At 77.8% G+C, this 854-nt stretch carries 1 protein-coding gene; it reads right to left on the bottom strand.

Going from position 1 to position 854, the window contains the following annotated elements; translation table 11 throughout:
- Positions 1-854 (bottom strand): glycosyltransferase (locus tag FK498_RS18855; protein ID WP_141857260.1); only part of this gene is annotated, 854 nt, incomplete at both ends.

Raw genomic sequence — 854 nt, 5'->3', positions numbered from 1 at the left:
CGCCTCGGCCATGCGCGCGAGACGCGCGGGCTCGGCGAGCAGGCGGGCGAGGCGGTCGGCGAGTCCTGACGGCGTCAGCGCGGCCTGCGCATGCAGCTCCGCAGCACCGGCCCCGGCGAGCACGCGCGCATTCGCGGTCTGGTGGTCGTCGATCGCGTGCGGCAGCGGAACGAGCAGCGAGGGCCGCCCTGCGCAGGCGAGCTCGGCGACCGTCGAGGCGCCGGCGCGCGCGATCACGAGATGCGCGCGCGCGTAGAGCGCCGCGATCTCGGCGAAGAACGGCGCGAGCCGTGCCGACACACCCGAGCCGTCGAGCGTCGCGCGCACGCGCCCGATGTCCTCCGCGCGGCACTGCATGGTGAGCCGGAGCCGCGCGCGCAGCGCCTCGGGCAGAGCCGCGACCGCGCCCGGCACGAGATCGGCGAGCGCGCGCGCGCCCAGGCTGCCGCCCAGCACCAGGAGCTCCACCGGCCCCTCGGGCACGGGTGGCGCGTAGCCGGCGCCGGCGAGTGCGGCGATCTCGGGACGCACGGGATTGCCGAGCGTCTCGGCGCGCACGCCCCCGGGCAGGCGCGCGGTCGCGGCGGCCGAGAGCGCGAGCAGGTCGGCGAAGCGCGCGAGCAGCCGGTTGGCGCGACCGAGCACCGCGTTCTGTTCGTGCAGCACCACCCGCGGGCGGCGTGCGCGCGCCAGCGTCCGCGCCGCCAGCACCGGCGGGATCGAGGGATAGCCGCCGAACGCGACCACCGTCGCGGGCGCGAGCGCCGCGAGCAGGCCGTGCGCGGCCGGCTCGGTCGCCGTCGCGAGCCCTGCATAGATCGAGCCGACGACCGCGAAGAAGATCAGCATCGGGG

The sequence above is a fragment of the Elioraea sp. Yellowstone genome (assembly GCF_006704265.1).
Classification (GTDB): domain Bacteria; phylum Pseudomonadota; class Alphaproteobacteria; order Acetobacterales; family Acetobacteraceae; genus Elioraea.
This window is presented reverse-complemented; position numbering and strand designations above follow the sequence as displayed.